Source organism: Pseudomonas sp. Pseusp11 (genome assembly GCF_047304405.1).
Taxonomy (GTDB): Bacteria; Pseudomonadota; Gammaproteobacteria; order Pseudomonadales; family Pseudomonadaceae; genus Aquipseudomonas.
Map to the genome: position 1 here is coordinate 88,147 of NZ_JBGLZF010000011.1, position 15,203 is coordinate 103,349.

16 protein-coding genes are annotated in these 15,203 nt (G+C 60.7%); 8 read left to right on the forward strand and 8 right to left on the reverse strand.

The features are described from left to right. Position 1: 1 nt before the first annotated feature. Together thiS and ACCC96_RS11480 are read right to left on the reverse strand one after the other, a co-directional pair. The gene (thiS, locus tag ACCC96_RS11475) at positions 2 to 202 is read right to left on the reverse strand and encodes a sulfur carrier protein ThiS (RefSeq protein WP_177324956.1); all 201 of its coding nucleotides are present in this window, start codon (positions 200 to 202) and stop codon (positions 2 to 4) included. A 90-nt stretch (positions 203 to 292) separates the two neighbouring features. After that, positions 293 to 664 carry a DUF423 domain-containing protein gene (locus ACCC96_RS11480; protein WP_019580607.1) on the reverse strand — a complete coding sequence of 124 codons (372 nt, stop codon included), beginning with the start codon at positions 662 to 664 and terminating at the stop codon, positions 293 to 295. 74 nt (positions 665 to 738) lie between these two features. Between ACCC96_RS11480 and mtgA the strand changes: the two genes are divergently transcribed. Beyond that, the gene (mtgA, locus tag ACCC96_RS11485) at positions 739 to 1,461 is read left to right on the forward strand and encodes a monofunctional biosynthetic peptidoglycan transglycosylase (protein ID WP_413695856.1); all 723 of its coding nucleotides are present in this window, start codon (positions 739 to 741) and stop codon (positions 1,459 to 1,461) included. A 99-nt stretch (positions 1,462 to 1,560) separates the two neighbouring features. Here the strand turns inward: mtgA and rpoH are convergent, their stop codons facing one another. The 4 genes from rpoH to ftsY form a co-directional block, all read right to left on the reverse strand. Continuing rightward, entirely contained in the window at positions 1,561 to 2,415 is an 855-nt protein-coding gene (rpoH, locus tag ACCC96_RS11490; RefSeq protein ID WP_007897890.1) for an RNA polymerase sigma factor RpoH, read from the reverse strand. Positions 2,416 to 2,528: 113 nt separating this feature from the next. Beyond that, entirely contained in the window at positions 2,529 to 3,554 is a 1,026-nt protein-coding gene (gene ftsX, locus ACCC96_RS11495) for a permease-like cell division protein FtsX (RefSeq protein ID WP_413695857.1), read from the reverse strand. After that, on the reverse strand, positions 3,551 to 4,222 hold the full coding sequence (ftsE, locus tag ACCC96_RS11500) for a cell division ATP-binding protein FtsE (protein ID WP_018928694.1): 672 nt from the start codon (positions 4,220 to 4,222) through the stop codon (positions 3,551 to 3,553). Before ftsE ends, ftsX begins: the two co-directional genes overlap by 4 nt. After that, positions 4,219 to 5,706 (reverse strand): signal recognition particle-docking protein FtsY, encoded by a 1,488-nt coding sequence (ftsY, locus tag ACCC96_RS11505; protein WP_413695858.1) that lies wholly within the window; start codon positions 5,704 to 5,706, stop codon positions 4,219 to 4,221. Before ftsY ends, ftsE begins: the two co-directional genes overlap by 4 nt. 345 nt (positions 5,707 to 6,051) lie before the next feature. Here ftsY and ACCC96_RS11510 point away from each other — a divergent pair, with 345 nt between their 5' ends. From ACCC96_RS11510 to ACCC96_RS11530, 5 genes are all read left to right on the forward strand, one after another. After that, positions 6,052 to 7,407, forward strand: a complete 1,356-nt coding sequence (locus ACCC96_RS11510) for a M16 family metallopeptidase (protein WP_413695859.1) — start codon at positions 6,052 to 6,054, stop codon at positions 7,405 to 7,407. Further along, positions 7,400 to 8,890 carry a M16 family metallopeptidase gene (locus ACCC96_RS11515; RefSeq protein WP_413695860.1) on the forward strand — a complete coding sequence of 497 codons (1,491 nt, stop codon included), beginning with the start codon at positions 7,400 to 7,402 and terminating at the stop codon, positions 8,888 to 8,890. Before ACCC96_RS11510 ends, ACCC96_RS11515 begins: the two co-directional genes overlap by 8 nt. Further along, positions 8,890 to 9,501 (forward strand): 16S rRNA (guanine(966)-N(2))-methyltransferase RsmD, encoded by a 612-nt coding sequence (rsmD, locus tag ACCC96_RS11520; RefSeq protein WP_018928689.1) that lies wholly within the window; start codon positions 8,890 to 8,892, stop codon positions 9,499 to 9,501. The genes ACCC96_RS11515 and rsmD overlap by 1 nt, the downstream gene beginning before the upstream one ends. A 73-nt stretch (positions 9,502 to 9,574) precedes the next feature. Beyond that, positions 9,575 to 10,585 carry a hydrolase gene (locus ACCC96_RS11525; RefSeq protein WP_018928688.1) on the forward strand — a complete coding sequence of 337 codons (1,011 nt, stop codon included), beginning with the start codon at positions 9,575 to 9,577 and terminating at the stop codon, positions 10,583 to 10,585. A gap of 3 nt (positions 10,586 to 10,588) precedes the next feature. Further along, entirely contained in the window at positions 10,589 to 11,431 is an 843-nt protein-coding gene (locus tag ACCC96_RS11530) for an AraC family ligand binding domain-containing protein (protein ID WP_413695861.1), read from the forward strand. A 51-nt stretch (positions 11,432 to 11,482) separates the two neighbouring features. Here ACCC96_RS11530 and ACCC96_RS11535 read toward each other — a convergent pair whose 3' ends face one another. Continuing rightward, positions 11,483 to 12,337 (reverse strand): sulfurtransferase, encoded by an 855-nt coding sequence (locus ACCC96_RS11535; protein ID WP_413695862.1) that lies wholly within the window; start codon positions 12,335 to 12,337, stop codon positions 11,483 to 11,485. Between the two features lie 33 nt (positions 12,338 to 12,370). Continuing rightward, a complete protein-coding gene (locus ACCC96_RS11540) occupies positions 12,371 to 13,042 on the reverse strand; it encodes a TetR/AcrR family transcriptional regulator (RefSeq protein WP_018928685.1) in 672 nt (223 codons plus the stop codon). Between the two features lie 146 nt (positions 13,043 to 13,188). On the opposite strand from ACCC96_RS11540, the gene ACCC96_RS11545 reads away from it, so the two are divergent. After that, entirely contained in the window at positions 13,189 to 14,619 is a 1,431-nt protein-coding gene (locus tag ACCC96_RS11545; protein WP_413695863.1) for a coniferyl aldehyde dehydrogenase, read from the forward strand. A gap of 28 nt (positions 14,620 to 14,647) precedes the next feature. Next, on the forward strand, positions 14,648 to 15,193 hold the full coding sequence (locus tag ACCC96_RS11550; RefSeq protein WP_413695864.1) for a twin-arginine translocation pathway signal protein: 546 nt from the start codon (positions 14,648 to 14,650) through the stop codon (positions 15,191 to 15,193). Positions 15,194 to 15,203 lie beyond the last annotated feature (10 nt).

Consider the following 15,203-nt stretch of genomic DNA (forward strand, 5'->3'; position numbering starts at 1 on the left):
GCTAGCCGCCGCCGATGGCGTGTACCACTTCGACCGAGTCGCCGTCGTTCAGCGCGGTTTCAGCGTGCTGGCTGCGCGGGACGATATCCAGATTGAGCTCGACCGCCACCCGGCGCCCAGTCAGTTCCAGACGGGTCAGCAGGGCCGCAACGGTTTCACCGTCGGGCAGTTCAAGGGATTCGCCGTTCAACTGAATGCGCATGCCGAATGCCGCCATCATTTTTAGGGGCTGGCATTCTAGCCCGATCAGACTTGACGACCCAAGCCATTCGTCACGAAATGGACTGCGTGGTCAGCTCAGCCGCCAGGCGGCTAGCCCCAGGCAAACCCAGCCGACCAGAAACGCGAGGCCGCCGAACGGTGTAACGATCCCGAGCTTGCTGACACCGGTCATCGTCAGCAGGTACAGGCTGCCGGAAAACAACACAATGCCTAGAGCAAAAGACGCGCCGGCCCAGGTAATCAGACGACCGGGAATCTGCGTGGCCAGCAATGCAACACCCAGCAACGCCAGGGTATGCACCAGTTGATAAGTGACGCCCGTGTGGAAAATCGCCAAATACTCGGGCGTCAGGCGGTTTTTCAGGCCGTGGGCGGCGAATGCGCCCAAGGCAACGCCGGTGAAGCCGAAGAAAGCGGCCAGCATCAGAAAGCCACGCAGCATGAAGAACTCCAGTCAGACTCGATCAACAGGGTCTGTATAATGGCCGGCTCAACGGGTTCGGCCAAGCCATCTCTATGCTGCAGTTAATTTTCCGTCGTTTCACAAAGGCCCTGCTCTGGTTCGCGGTCGGCAGCGTTTTGCTGGTTCTGCTGTTTCGGGTGGTGCCGCCACCGGGAACGGCATTAATGGTCGAGCGCAAGATCGAATCCTGGCTCGACGGCGAGCCCATCGACCTGCAACGCACCTGGAAACCTTGGGATGAAATCTCCGACGACCTGAAAGTCGCGGTAATTGCCGGTGAAGACCAGAAGTTTCCCGAGCATTGGGGCTTTGATTTCAGCGCGATTCAGGCGGCGTTTGCACATAACGAGCGCGGCGGCTCGATTCGCGGCGCCAGCACCCTGAGCCAGCAAGTGTCGAAAAACCTTTTTCTGTGGTCTGGCCGCAGCTGGCTGCGTAAAGGCCTGGAAGCCTGGTTTACTGGGTTGATCGAAGTGTTCTGGCCCAAGCAGCGGATTCTTGAGGTGTACCTCAATAGTGCCGAGTGGGATGAAGGCGTGTTCGGCGCCGAAGCAGCGGCCCGGCATCACTTTGGCGTGGGCGCTGGTTCGCTGTCCCGGCAGCAGGCAAGTTTGCTGGCGGCGGTACTGCCGAACCCGCGGGTGTGGAGTGCCAGCCATCCGACTTCTTACGTTGCAAGGCGGGCGGGGTGGATTCGTCAGCAGATGAGCCAGTTGGGCGGGGACAGTTATCTGGTCGGCCTCAACGATTCGCGCCGGGCACCGTGGGCTCAATGACACCGAAGATCCCACAAGGTCGACGTTAAACTGGAAATTGGGCAGAAACAAAAACGCCCCGATCAATGATCGGGGCGTTTTTTATTGCCTTCGCGTGGGTTACGCGGCGATCGACAACTTGAGCTTGTTCATCGCGCTCTTCTCGAGCTGACGAATACGCTCGGCCGACACGTTGTACTTCTGCGCCAGGTCGTGCAGCGTGGCTTTTTCTTCTGCCAGCCAGCGCTGGTAGAGGATGTCGCGGCTGCGGTCGTCCAGCACTTCAAGTGCTTCGTGCAGGTTGTGATTGGAGTTGTCGCTCCAGTCGGCGTCTTCCAGTTGACGAGCCGGATCGTACCGGTGGTCTTCCAGGTAGTTGGCCGGCGATTGGAAGGCACTGTCGTCGTCCGCTTCCGCGGCCGGGTCGAAGGCCATGTCATGGCCGGTCAGGCGACTTTCCATCTCGCGTACTTCCCGCGGCTCTACGCCGAGGCTTTCCGCCACACGGTGGACTTCCTCGTTGTTCAGCCAGGCCAGACGTTTCTTCTGGCTGCGCAGGTTGAAGAACAGCTTGCGCTGAGCCTTGGTGGTCGCGACTTTGACGATCCGCCAGTTGCGCAGGATGAACTCGTGGATTTCCGCCTTGATCCAGTGCACCGCAAAGGACACCAGGCGCACACCCATTTCCGGGTTGAAACGCTTGACCGCTTTCATCAGGCCGACGTTGCCTTCCTGGATCAGGTCAGCCTGGGCCAGGCCGTAGCCGGAATAGCTACGGGCAATGTGTACGACAAAACGCAGGTGGGCGAGCACCATCTGCCGAGCCGCCCCCAAATCCTGCTCATAATAGAGACTCTCGGCCAGTTCACGCTCCTGCTCCGGCGTCAGCAATGGAATGCTGTTCACCGTGTGCACATAGGCCTCCAGGTTCGCACCCGGGACCAGAGCATATGCAGGCTGCAAAGAATTGGTCATACGAAAAAACCTCCGACTTACATAACTCGTGCAGTTCAGCACTGCGAAAATTGACCGGAAACCAAAAAACAAGTTCCCATAAACGCTGAAAGGTCAATACGAGCAAAATGATATTACTTTGGCGCAAGCTCCCGCAGGTGGCGTGCGACTGCAATCCATGCACCGATATACCCCAACAGCACCGCGCCAAGCAAGAGCGACAGACCGTCGGCAACTGGCACTCCGGCCAGCGCAAAATCACTGCCGTACAAACCGGCCAGTCCAACCACCGCGTCGTTCAGCCAGTTCAGGCCGAACGCCAATACGCCCCAGGAAAAAATCCCCGCACCGAAGCCATAAAGCGCGCCCATGTACAGAAAGGGCCTGCGCACATAACTGTCCGTGCCGCCGACGAGTTTAATCACTTCTATCTCTGTGCGGCGGTTTTCAATATGAAGACGAATGGTATTGCCTATCACCAAAAGTAATGCAGAAACCAAAAGCACGGTCAGACCGAAGACAAAACGGTCGCCCAGCTTGAGGATGGCCGCCAGACGCTCGACCCAGACTAGATCAAGTTGCGCCTGTTGTACCTTCGGCAATTCGGAAAGTTTTTGTCGTAATGCTTCAAGCGCAGGCTTGTCGACCTCTTTCGGAGTCACCAGGACCACGCCTGGCAGCGGGTTTTCCGGGAGCTCCTTGAGTGCCTCGCCCAGCCCGGACTGCTGCTGGAACTCTTCCAGCGCCTGATCGCGACCGACATATTCAGCATCGGCCACACCCGGTATGCCTTTGATCTGCTCACGCAACGACTTACCCTCGGCAGGGCTGGCCTCAAGTTGCAGGTACAGGGAAATCTGCGCCGCACGCTGCCAGGAGCCGCCCAGACGCTCGACGTTATTCAGCAAAAGTGACAGGCCCATCGGCAAGCTCAGGGCTACAGCCATCACCATGCAGGTGAAAAAGCTGCCGATCGGGTGCTTGCCCAAGCGACGCAAGCTGTCCAGCAGACTGGCGCGATGGCTTTCTATCCAGGCGCGGAACAGCGTGGCGAAATCCGGGCCATCGTCATCGTCGCGTTTTTTCTTCTGCTGTGGTTGCGGATCGGCGGCCTTCGGGGCCACGCGCTCGGAAACCTTGGGGCTACGTGTCGCACTCATACACCGGCCTCCCCGTCGCCGATCAATCGACCACGCTGCAGGGTCAGCATGCGATGACGCATGCGGGCAATCAGCGCCAGGTCGTGACTGGCGATCAGCACGCTGGTGCCCAGACGGTTGATGTCTTCGAACACGCCCATGATTTCTGCCGCCAGACGCGGGTCGAGGTTACCGGTCGGTTCGTCCGCCAGCAGCAAGGCCGGACGGTGCACGATGGCGCGAGCGATGCCGACGCGCTGTTGCTGGCCGGTAGACAGGTCGCCAGGGTAGAGATCGGTTTTGTCCGAGAGCGCCACGCGCTCCAGGGCCGAGTCCACGCGCTTGACGACTTCGGCCTTGGACAGGCCAAGGATCTGCAACGGCAACGCGACGTTATTGAACACCGTGCGATCGAACAGCAACTGGTGGTTCTGGAACACCACGCCGATCTGTCGGCGCAGGAATGGGATCTGTGCGTTGCTGATGGTGCTCAGGTCTTGCCCGGCCAGCAGCAATTTGCCGGTGGTCGGACGTTCCATGGCCAGCAACAGCCGCAACAAGGTGCTTTTACCGGCGCCGGAATGGCCGGTGACAAACAAGAATTCGCCCCGACGGACTCGAAAGCTCAGCTCATGCAAGCCGACGTGACCGTTCGGGTAGCGTTTACCGACCTGTTCGAAACGAATCATGAACGCTCCCGCTCGGCAAACAATGCCTGGACAAAGGGTTCTGCTTCAAAAGTACGCAAATCGTCGATGCCTTCACCAACGCCGATGTAACGGATCGGCAAGCCAAACTGCTTGGCCAGGGCGAAAATCACCCCACCCTTGGCGGTGCCGTCGAGTTTGGTCAGCGCCAGGCCGGTCAGTTCGACGGTCTGGTTGAATTGCTTGGCCTGGTTGATGGCGTTCTGGCCGGTACCGGCATCGAGCACCAACAGCACCTCATGAGGCGCGTCGGCGTCGAGTTTGCCGATCACACGGCGAACCTTCTTCAACTCTTCCATCAAATTGTCTTTGGTGTGCAGGCGGCCGGCGGTGTCGGCGATCAACACATCAATGCCACGGGCCTTGGCGGCCTGCACGGCGTCGAAGATTACCGAAGCCGAGTCGGCGCCGGTGTGCTGGGCGATCACCGGGATCTTGTTGCGCTCGCCCCAGACCTGCAGTTGCTCGACCGCCGCGGCGCGGAAGGTGTCACCGGCGGCGAGCATGACTTTCTTGCCTTCCAGTTGCAGCTTCTTCGCCAGCTTGCCGATGGTGGTGGTTTTGCCAGCACCGTTGACGCCGACCACCAGAATCACGAACGGCTTGTTCTGCGAGGTGATTTTCAGCGGCTGCTCGACCGGTTTGAGCATCGCTGCCAATTCGGCTTGCAGGGATTTGTACAGCGCGTCGGCATCGGCCAGCTCCTTGCGGGCGACTTTCTGAGTCAGGCGCTGAATGATCACCGACGTCGCTTCGACGCCGACATCGGCGGTCAGCAGACGGGTTTCGATGTCTTCGAGCAGTTCGTCATCAATGGTTTTCTTGCCGAGGAACAGACTGGCCATGCCCTCGCCAATGCTGGCGCTGGTCTTGGACAGGCCTTGCTTGAGACGGGCGAAGAAACCGGCTTTGGTCTCTTCGGTACGCACAGGCTCGACTGGAGTTTCGAGGGGCGCAACCGGTGTGGCGGCAACAGGAGCGATGACGGGCGCAGGCGCAGGCGCTTGAGCAACCGGAGCAACAAATGCTGGCACTGGAGCCACCGGTGCAGGTTCGGCCACGAACACGGGAGCAACAGCTGCCGGTTCAACCACTGGCGCCCGAACCGGCTCCGGAGCAAACGCAGTCGGGGCCGGAATCGGCGGGGTGATGTGCGGTGCTTGCTCATCTTCGACCAGCGCCACCGGCTCTTCCGCTACCGGCAAAGTCAGCCACGGCGTGGCAACTGGCGTCAGCGGCAATGGGGCCGCGACTTCGGTTTCAGGTACGAGCGCGGCCGCAGGTTGCAGCACCGGCTCGGCAATCGGCGCAGGCTTTTGCTCTATAACCGGTGCCGGGGTTGGCTCAGAAAGTGGCTGTGGCTGTTCGACAACGGGTTCCTGCGGCTTTTTGCGCAGCCATCCGAACAGGCTTTTCTTCTCACCAGCCGCAGCTGGGGTCTTCTTGTCGTCGTTGGAACCAAACATGGAGGACGGCTATCTCACGGTAGCGACGCGCCAAAAGGCGCCTCGGCAAATAAATAATTCGATGCTGAACAGACTGCGATTCATCCAGCTTGTTCACGCGCAACATTTTGTCGAGGAGCCAACGGCGCCTCAAAGGTCGACTAATACGAAGGACTGGAACGGCATCGTCGGCGAAAACGCAGAGTTTAGCTGACAAACTCAAAGCTTCTGCCGGTAACCCATACAACCTGCAAGCCGATCAAAGGCTTGATAGGCGTGGCCGCCAGTAAAACGGATCAGTATCCTAGCACCCTCTCGCCCGCCGACGCTAAGACCAAGCGGGCAGCCCAACAGGTTTAAAAACGAATGAATGCTCTAGCCCGCCGCGCTGCAGGCCTGCTGCTCAGCACAGTTTGTCTGCCCCTCTCGGCCCTGGCTGCCGATCCACAACCGACCCACGAATTCACCCTCGACAACGGCCTGAAGGTTGTCGTGCGCGAAGACCATCGTGCGCCGGTCGTCGTTTCCCAGATCTGGTACAAGGTCGGCTCCAGCTACGAGACCCCGGGCCAGACCGGGTTGTCCCATGCGCTGGAACACATGATGTTCAAGGGCAGCGAGAAAGTCGGCCCCGGCGAAGCCTCGCTGATCCTGCGCGATCTCGGTGCCGAGGAGAACGCTTTCACCAGCGACGACTTCACCGCGTATTACCAGGTGCTGGCCCGCGACCGTCTGGGCGTGGCCTTCGAACTGGAAGCCGACCGCATGGCCAACCTGCGCCTGCCGGCCGACGAGTTCACCCGCGAAATCGAGGTGATCAAAGAAGAGCGTCGCCTGCGCACCGACGACAAGCCGATGTCCAAGGCCTACGAACGTTTCATGGCCATCGCCTACCCCGCCAGCGGCTACCACACGCCGACCATCGGCTGGATGGCCGACCTCGACCGCATGAAAGTCGAAGAACTGCGCCACTGGTACCAGTCCTGGTATGTGCCGAACAACGCCACCCTGGTGGTGGTCGGCGATGTGACCCCGGACGAAGTCAAAACCCTGGCCCAGCGTTACTTCGGCCCGATCGCCAAGCGCGACGTGCCACCGGCGAAAATCCCGCTGGAGCTGGCTGAGCCCGGCGAACGCAAGATCACCCTGCATGTGCAGACCCAATTGCCGAGCCTGATGCTGGCCTTCAACGTGCCGAGCATCGCCACAGCCGCAGACAAACAATCGGTGAACGCCCTGCGCCTGATTTCCGCCCTGCTCGACGGTGGCTACAGCGGCCGCATCCCGACGCAACTGGAGCGCGGCGAAGAGCTGGTGTCCGGCGGCTCGTCGAGCTACGACGCCTACACCCGTGGCGACAGCCTGTTCACCTTGTCGGCCACGCCGAACACCCAGAAGAAGAAAACCATGGCCCAGGCCGAAGCCGGCCTGTGGAAACTGCTCGAACAGCTGAAAACCACCGCACCGTCCACTGAAGAGCTGGAGCGGGTGCGAGCACAGGTCATTGCCGGCCTGGTCTTTGAGCGCGACTCGATCACCAGCCAGGCCACCGCCATCGGCCAACTGGAAACCGTCGGCCTGTCGTGGAAACTGATGGACACCGAACTCGCCGACCTGGAAAGCGTGACCCCGCAGGACATCCAGAAGGCCGCCAAGCTGTATTTCACCCGCGAACGTCTCAGCGTCGCCCATGTACTGCCACAGGAGACGACTCATGAGTGAGCGTAAAAAGTCGCGTCTGGCCCTGATCGGCCTGATCGCTGTCGCACTGATCGGGTCTGCCGCCTTTTATCTGTCAAAACCCGACGAGTCCAACGCCAGCGAAGCCCTCGACAAGGCCAAGTCCAGCCAAAAGCTGCAATCGCTGGCCGAACTCGACGGCAAGGCCCCAAGCCATCGCTCGCTGAACGTGCAGACCTGGAATACCGCCGAAGGCGCCAAGGTATTGTTCGTTGAAGCCCGTGAACTGCCGATGTTCGACATGCGCCTGATCTTCGCCGCCGGCAGCAGCCAGGACGGTGATGCACCCGGCCTGGCATTGCTGACCAACGCCATGCTCAACGAAGGTGTGGCCGGCAAAGATGTCGGCGCCATCGCTCAGGGCTTCGAAGGATTGGGCGCCGACTTCAGCAACGGCGCGTACAAGGACATGGCGCTTGCCTCCCTGCGCAGCCTCAGTGCGGTGGACAAACGCGAGCCTGCCTTGAAGCTGTTCGCTGAAGTCGTCGGCAAACCGACCTTCCCCGCCGACTCGTTTGCGCGCATCAAGAACCAGATGCTCGCCGGCTTCGAATTCCAGAAACAGAACCCCGGCAAACTCGCCAGCCTGGAGCTGATGAACCGCTTGTATGGCGATCACCCGTATGCGCACTCCAGCGACGGCACGGCGAAGAGCATTCCACCGATCACCCTGGCGCAGTTGCAAGCCTTCCATCAGAAAGCCTACGCCGCCGGCAACGTGGTGATTGCGCTGGTAGGCGACCTGTCGCGCGCCGAAGCCGAGGCGGTCGCCGCCCAGGTATCCGCCGACCTGCCCAAAGGCCCGGCCCTGGCGAAAGTCGAACAGCCGACCGACCCCAAGCCCAGCATCGGCCACATCGAGTTTCCGTCCAAGCAGACCAACCTGATGATCGCGCAACTGGGTATCGACCGTGACGATCCGGATTACGCAGCGCTGTCCATGGGCAACCAGATTCTTGGCGGCGGCGGTTTCGGCACCCGGCTGATGAGCGAAGTGCGTGAGAAGCGTGGCCTGGCTTACGGTGTGTATTCGGGTTTCAGCCCGATGCAGGTTCGCGGCCCGTTCATGATCAACCTGCAAACCCGCGCCGAAATGAGCGAAGGCACCCTGAAACTGGTGCAGGATGTGCTCGCCGACTACCTTAAGTCCGGCCCCACCGAGAAAGAACTCGACGACGCCAAGCGTGAACTGGCCGGCAGCTTCCCGCTGTCCACCGCCAGCAACGCCGATATCGTCGGTCAGCTCGGCGCCATGGGCTTTTACAACTTGCCGCTGAGCTACCTGGAAGACTTCATGCAACAGTCCCAGAGCCTGACAGTCGAGCAAGTCAAAGCCGCACTGAGCAAACACCTGAGCACGGATAAACTGGTCATCGTCAGCGCTGGCCCGACCGTGCCACAAAAGCCGTTGCCGGCCCCTACTGACAAACCTGCCGAGCAGCCGCTCGGGGTTCCGGAGCATTAATGGCCACTCGCCCAAAAAAACCTGTCCACAACGTGCATAACGGTGTGAACCAACTGCGCATCATCGGCGGCGAATGGCGCAGCCGAAAGCTGAGCTTCCCGGATGCCCCAGGCCTGCGCCCAACGCCGGACCGGGTGCGTGAAACCCTGTTCAACTGGCTCGCGCCTTACGTCGCCGGGGCCAAGGTGCTCGATCCGTTTGCCGGCAGCGGCGCGCTGTTCCTGGAAGCCTTGTCCCGTGGCGCGGCCATGGGCCAGGCGCTGGACGCCAGCAACATAGCGGTGTCCAGCCTGAAAGAACATCTGGGCACCCTGCGCTGCACCAACGGCCAGGTACAGACTGCCGACGCCTTGCGCTATCTGGAAACCCAACCGGCCACGGCGTTCGACCTGGTATTCCTCGACCCGCCGTTCAATCAGAATCTGTTGCCTGTGGTTTGCACTCTGCTCGAAGAACGTCATTGGCTGGCTGACGATGCGTGGGTCTACACTGAAAGCGAAAGCGCACCGTCGATATTGGGTTTGCCAGAAAATTGGCGCCTGCATCGGGAGCAAAAATCGGGACGTGTGTACTACGCGTTGTGGCAACGTATGGCAGGGATCGCCGGCTAGTCCGGCCTGAGAAAACGGTGCGAAGCTCAGTCAGCTAACGCTGCGGGTACGCGCCGCAGCATCGAGAGCAATCGTGTCCCATCTGCCAGAACGTTTCACCCCTGCCTTCACGCCCGCCTACGGCCTGGGTAATCCGCACTTACAAACCTTGTGGGGACCGCTATGGCGCAAAACCACACATATCGAGCGTGAGCGCGAGCGATTGTGGCTTGAAGATGGCGATTTCCTTGACCTGGACTGGCACGGCCCACACAGCGCGAATGCACCGTTGGTGCTGGTATTGCACGGCCTGACCGGCTCGTCGAATTCGCCTTATGTGGCCGGCATGCAGAAAGCGCTGGGTGCCCAGGGTTGGGCCAGCGTCGCGTTGAACTGGCGAGGTTGCTCCGGCGAGCCCAATCTGTTGCCGCGCAGCTACCATTCCGGGGCCAGTGAAGATTTGGCCGAAACCATCAGACACCTGCGCACCCAACGCCCCCTCGCGCCGCTGTATGCGGTCGGTTATTCCATGGGCGGTAACGTGTTGCTCAAGCATCTGGGTGAAACCGGCAGCAACAGCGGTGTACTCGGTGCGGTGGCAGTGTCGGTGCCGTTTCGCCTCGATCACTGTGCCGATCGTATCAGCCAGGGTTTTTCCCAGTTCTACCAAGCGCATTTCATGCGAGAGATGGTCGCCTACATCAAGAACAAACAACGCAGATTCCAGCATGAGGGACATGAGGATGGCCTGGCGGCATTGGAGGCACTGGGCTCTTTGGAGAACTTGCGTACTTTCTGGGATTTCGACGGCCGGGTCACCGCACCACTGAATGGTTTCGCCGATGCCGCGGACTATTATCGTCGCGCGTCGAGTCGTTATTTCCTTGGAGAGATTCGCACGCCGACCCTGATTATCCAGGCGGCTGACGACCCGTTTGTGTTTCCGCATAGCCTGCCGCAAGCCGATGAATTGTCCGCCAGTACTCAATTCGAGTTGCAGGCCAAGGGCGGGCATGTCGGTTTCGTCGAGGGTTCGTTCAGGCAACCGGGTTACTACCTGGAACGGCGCATTCCCCAATGGCTGGCCGCCACAGGGCGCAAATAAACAGTGGAAGTCGATCAGGGCGAGTCGATCCACTTCTGGCAAACGGCGCCGCTGGCCGGGGTCGAGTTGTTGTCTGCGCGCTACATCGAACACCGTTTCGCCCCTCATGTGCATGACGGCTATGTGATCGGCATGATCATGGCCGGCGCCCAGCGTTATCGCTATCGCGGTGCCGAGCATTTGGCGGGCAGCGGCACGCTGGTGCTGATCAACCCGGACGAACTGCACACCGGCCACAAAGGTACGGAAGACGGTTGGTTGTACCGGGCGTTTTATCCCGACAGCGGGCAAATTCTTTCGCTGCTGGAGGAGCTTGAACTGCCGAGCGACACCCTGCCCGCGTTTGGCGCCACGCTGTATCGCGACCCGGATCTGGTGAGGGGGTTCTGCCAATTGCATCGGCTGCTGGAAAGTCCGTCCACGGCACTGCAGCAGCAAACGGTCTGGCGGGAAATGATGCTGTCGTTGTTGCAACGCCACGCAGCCGTCCCGATCGCCGGCAAACCCGGCAAGGAACACCGCGCAGTGACCTTGGCCAAGGAACGGCTGCAATCGCAATTGGCGGCGCCGCCCTCGCTGGAAGAACTGGCAGCGACGGTGAACCTGTCCCCCTTCCACTTCGCCCGGGTGTTCCGCCGCGCCACCGGCATGCCGCCGCACGCCTGGTTGATGCAGCAGCGCATCGCTCGGGCACGGGCGTTGTTACAGGGCGGTTGCCTGCCGCTGGAAGTCGCGACGCAACTGGGTTTTGCCGACCAGAGTCATCTGAGCCGGCAATTCAAGCAGGTTTATGGCGTTGGACCGGGGGCGTATCGCAGCGCGCGGCAATTGCCCGACCATAGATGACAACGAAGATCCAAATGTGGGAGCAGGCCCGCTCCCACATCGGCTCTGCGCTTACTCGCCGGTGGCGACGCCTCGCGCGGGATCGTTAATCCACTCGCTCCACGAACCGGCATACAACGACCCCAACGGATAACCCGCCAGGCACAGGGCGAACAGGTTGTGGCAGGCCGTCACGCCGGAACCGCAATACGCGACCAGCTCCGTCGGCGAACGATCACCGAGCTTCGCGGCAAACCGCTGCTTGAGCTGATCGGCGGGCAGAAAACGTCCGTCGCTGCCCAGGTTTTCGGTGAACGCGGCGCATTGTGCGCCGGGGATGTGCCCGGCAATCGGATCGATTGGCTCCACTTCGCCCTTGAAGCGCGGCATGGCGCGGGCGTCGAGCAAGGTCAACGCGGGCTGACCGAGACGTTTCTGGAGCTGTTTGGCGCTGAGCACCAGCGAAGCATCCGGCGCCCCGGTGAAGGTGCCGCGAGTGATCGACGGCGGATCAAGACTCAGGGGCAATCCGGCGGCGTGCCAGGCTTTCAGCCCGCCATCGAGAATGAACACACCATCGCGCTTGCCCAGCCAGGCCAGCAACCACCAGGCCCGCGCCGCGTAGGCGCCAGGACCGTCATCGTACAAAACCACTTCGCTGTCGGCATTGATGCCCCAGGCTTGCAGGCGCTCGATCAGCTTTTCGGGTTCAGGCAACGGATGACGCCCGGTAACCCCCTTGACCACCGCCCCGCTCAGATCACGCTCGAGATCGGCAAAGCTCGACCCGGCAATATGCCCTTCGGCATAGCTGCGCTGACCGTAATCCGGGTCTTCGAGGGCAAAACGACAATCCAGAATCACCAGCCCCGGGGTCTCCTTTTTCAGGTCCAACGCTTGCGGGCTGATCAGTTGCGCAATGGGCATAACGGGCTCCTGTGATGTTGTCAGTCTTGAATCCTAATGCACTTCTTCCAGCGCCTGGGCCAGCGGTACGTAAAATTCGTCGAACAGCGCATTTACCGCGTCGCGCGATTGATCGGTAACGAACCCGGCCTCAAGCACCAGCACCTGATACACGCCACGCTTAATGGCCTGTTCGCTCAAGTGGTTGGAGTTTTCCCGCGTGGTGCACAGAAACCGCACCCACGACGTGAGGATGATCCAGGCGTTCAGCGTCAGTGACTCGATCTGAACCTTATCCATGTTCAGGATGCCAGCGGCGACGAACCCTTCGTAAATGGCGGTGCCCTGGATCAGGCAGCGCTGGGAAAAGCGCCGGTAACGGGCGGCCAGCTCGGGATCGCTGTCGAGCAAGTGCTCGAGGTCGCGATGCAAAAACCGATAGCGCCACATGGCAGCGAGCAATTCCTTGAGGTAGAAGCGCTTGTCTTCGACCGTCGCGGCGCGGCCCTGAGGCGGGCGCAGGAAGCTGTCCACCAGGCTTTCGTACTCACTGAACAGCACAGCGATGATCGCCTGCTTGTTGGGGAAGTGGTAGTACAGGTTGCCCGGAGAAATCTCCATGTGGGCAGCAATGTGGTTGGTGCTGATGCTGCGCTCGCCCTGCTGATTGAACAGCTCCAGGCTGTTCTGCACGATGCGCTCGCTGGTTTTGATCCGAGGGGCCATGGCTTGAGCTTTAATTCAGAGTGCGGTGACGGGCATCTTACGACCTATCCGGGAGTGGATAAAACAAAGCTGCGTCAGGATGTCATTTGACTTTCTAGAGCATAGACTCTAAAAACCCTCCCATTACAATAAATCCGGAGCCGACCATGCCTGCTGACATCGCCTACCTGAAGAACCTGCAGCAGCCTCTGGACGAGCTCCAAACCCTGTTCGATGCTCAACGCGCCGCGTATGCAGGCAACCCGATGCCACCCGCGGCTCAGCGCCAGCAATGGCTAAAGGCATTGCGGGACCTGTTGAGCAATGAGCGCCAGGCCTTGGTCGACGCCATCAGCCAGGATTTCAGCCACCGCAGCGCCGACGAAACCCTGCTCGCCGAATTGATGCCCAGCCTGCATGGTATTCACTACGCCAGCCAACACCTCAAAGGCTGGATGAAGGCCTCGAGGCGTAAAGTCGGCATCGCCTTTCAACCCGCGTCGGCCAAAGTCGTTTATCAACCGCTGGGCGTAGTCGGGGTGATCGTGCCGTGGAACTACCCGTTGTATCTGGCCATCGGGCCACTGGTGGGGGCGTTGTCGGCGGGCAACCGGGTGATGCTCAAACTCAGCGAATCGACCCCCGCCACCGGTTTGCTGCTCAAGGAATTGCTGGGGCGGATATTCCCTCAAGACCTGGTTTGCGTGGTGCTCGGCGAGGCCGACATCGGCGTGGCGTTCTCCCGGCTGCGCTTCGATCACCTGCTGTTCACCGGCGCCACCAGCATCGGCAAACACGTGATGCGCGCCGCCGCCGAGAACCTGACCCCGGTGACCCTCGAACTGGGCGGCAAGTCCCCGGCCATCGTTTCCCGCGATGTACCGCTAAAGGATGCCGCCGAACGCATCGCTTTCGGCAAGACTCTCAACGCCGGGCAAACCTGTGTCGCCCCGGACTACGTGCTGGTGCCGGAAGACCGCGTCGGCTCTTTCGTCGAAGCCTATCGCCAGGCAGTTCGCGGGTTTTATCCGACCCTGGCCGACAATCCGGACTACACCGCCATCATCAATGAGCGACAACTGGCGCGGCTCAACGGCTACCTCAGCGACGCCACCAGCAAGGGCGCGCTGCTGATTCCGTTGTTCGATCAGGGCCAGGGCCGGCGCATGGGTCATAGCCTGCTGCTCAACGTCAGCGACGACATGACGGTGATGCAGGACGAAATCTTCGGCCCGCTGCTGCCGATCGTGCCGTACAAGGACCTCGATGAAGCGTTTGCCTACATCAACCAACGGCCTCGTCCGCTGGCGCTGTATTACTTCGGCTACGACAAGCGCGAGCAAAACCGCGTTCTCCACGAAACCCATTCCGGCGGCGTATGCCTCAATGACACCTTGCTGCACGTTGCCCAGGACGACATGCCGTTCGGCGGCATCGGCGCCTCGGGCATGGGCCACTACCACGGCCATGAGGGTTTCCTGACCTTCAGCAAGGCCAAGGGTGTACTGATCAAACAGCGTTTCAATGCGGCAAAGCTGATCTATCCGCCGTACGGCAAATCCATTCAGAAACTGATCCAGAAGCTGTTTATCCGCTAACGATCAACACCGCCGGGTAATAACAATAATGAGCCCAAGCCTGTCCGACACACCCGCGCTGTCCCGGCGCGGCCTGCTTAAATTCAGCCTGGGCGCCAGCGCCTTTCTGGCCACGGCCGGATTAGGCGCGAGCCTCAGCGGCTGCTCGTCGAGCACGGCGGCCAGCGGTTTCGCGACTTTGCGCAGCGGTGACCTGTTGTTTCTGCGGGCACTGATCCCGGTAATGCTCGACGGTGCCGTGGCCGTCGAAAAAATGCCGGCCGCCGTCGACGGCACCCTCAAAAGCCTGGATTACAGCCTCGATCACCTGTCTGCGGAAATGCTCAAGCTGACCCGGCAATTGTTCGATGTGCTGGGGATGAGCATCACCCGCGGCCCACTGACCGGGATCTGGGGCAGCTGGGAAAACGCCACCGGCGAAGACATCCGACAGTTTCTCGATCGCTGGGAAAACAGCTCGCTGAGCTTGCTGCGCATGGGCCATAGCTCGTTGCTGCAAATGGTGATGATGGCGTGGTACAGCCGGGCGGAGTCTTGGGTGCATTGTGGGTATCCGGGGCCGCCCACTGTTTGAGACCGTGGCG

What these genes read in the sequence shown, in the direction of transcription:
- ACCC96_RS11540 (WP_018928685.1), bottom strand. Translation starts at nt 13,042, where the DNA reads ATGGCCCCTCGGATCAAAACCAGCGAGCGCATCGTGCAGAACAGCCTG.
- ACCC96_RS11480 (WP_019580607.1), bottom strand. Translation starts at nt 664, where the DNA reads ATGCTGCGTGGCTTTCTGATGCTGGCCGCTTTCTTCGGCTTCACCGGC.
- rpoH (WP_007897890.1), bottom strand. Translation starts at nt 2,415, where the DNA reads ATGACCAATTCTTTGCAGCCTGCATATGCTCTGGTCCCGGGTGCGAAC.
- ACCC96_RS11510 (WP_413695859.1), top strand. Translation starts at nt 6,052, where the DNA reads ATGAATGCTCTAGCCCGCCGCGCTGCAGGCCTGCTGCTCAGCACAGTT.
- ftsE (WP_018928694.1), bottom strand. Translation starts at nt 4,222, where the DNA reads ATGATTCGTTTCGAACAGGTCGGTAAACGCTACCCGAACGGTCACGTC.
- ACCC96_RS11515 (WP_413695860.1), top strand. Translation starts at nt 7,400, where the DNA reads ATGAGTGAGCGTAAAAAGTCGCGTCTGGCCCTGATCGGCCTGATCGCT.
- ftsY (WP_413695858.1), bottom strand. Translation starts at nt 5,706, where the DNA reads ATGTTTGGTTCCAACGACGACAAGAAGACCCCAGCTGCGGCTGGTGAG.
- rsmD (WP_018928689.1), top strand. Translation starts at nt 8,890, where the DNA reads ATGGCCACTCGCCCAAAAAAACCTGTCCACAACGTGCATAACGGTGTG.
- thiS (WP_177324956.1), bottom strand. Translation starts at nt 202, where the DNA reads ATGCGCATTCAGTTGAACGGCGAATCCCTTGAACTGCCCGACGGTGAA.
- ACCC96_RS11545 (WP_413695863.1), top strand. Translation starts at nt 13,189, where the DNA reads ATGCCTGCTGACATCGCCTACCTGAAGAACCTGCAGCAGCCTCTGGAC.
- mtgA (WP_413695856.1), top strand. Translation starts at nt 739, where the DNA reads ATGCTGCAGTTAATTTTCCGTCGTTTCACAAAGGCCCTGCTCTGGTTC.
- ACCC96_RS11535 (WP_413695862.1), bottom strand. Translation starts at nt 12,337, where the DNA reads ATGCCCATTGCGCAACTGATCAGCCCGCAAGCGTTGGACCTGAAAAAG.
- ftsX (WP_413695857.1), bottom strand. Translation starts at nt 3,554, where the DNA reads ATGAGTGCGACACGTAGCCCCAAGGTTTCCGAGCGCGTGGCCCCGAAG.
- ACCC96_RS11550 (WP_413695864.1), top strand. Translation starts at nt 14,648, where the DNA reads ATGAGCCCAAGCCTGTCCGACACACCCGCGCTGTCCCGGCGCGGCCTG.